The sequence below is a fragment of the Vibrio galatheae genome, from assembly GCF_000967545.1.
GTDB lineage: Bacteria > Pseudomonadota > Gammaproteobacteria > Enterobacterales > Vibrionaceae > Vibrio > Vibrio galatheae.
The window spans coordinates 1-268 of record NZ_JXXV01000057.1 but is presented as its reverse complement, the minus strand read 5'-3'; the positions used below and the strand labels follow the sequence as shown (position 1 = coordinate 268).

General features: G+C 49.6%; 2 tRNA genes. Both read right to left on the bottom strand.

Annotated elements, in window-relative coordinates:
- Positions 1–49: 49 nt before the first annotated feature.
- Positions 50–125, bottom strand: a tRNA-Val gene (locus TW81_RS18710).
- A 38-nt stretch (positions 126–163) separates the two neighbouring features.
- Positions 164–239: transfer RNA gene (locus tag TW81_RS18705), tRNA-Ala, on the bottom strand.
- Positions 240–268 lie beyond the last annotated feature (29 nt).

The following is a 268-nucleotide window of genomic DNA, read 5'->3' as shown; positions in this document are numbered from 1 at the left end:
AATGAGGTAACCATTTTTAAATATTCTCTATTGAGAAAACACTTAAAGATGGTGGGCGATACCGGGCTCGAACCAGTGACCCCCTGCTTGTAAGGCAGGTGCTCTCCCAACTGAGCTAATCGCCCACATTAGTTTTACTTCTTGTGGAAGAAGATTTTCAAGATGGTGGAGCTATGCGGGATCGAACCGCAGACCTCCTGCGTGCAAGGCAGGCGCTCTCCCAGCTGAGCTATAGCCCCAGCTTGAAAATGGTGGGTCGTGCAGGATT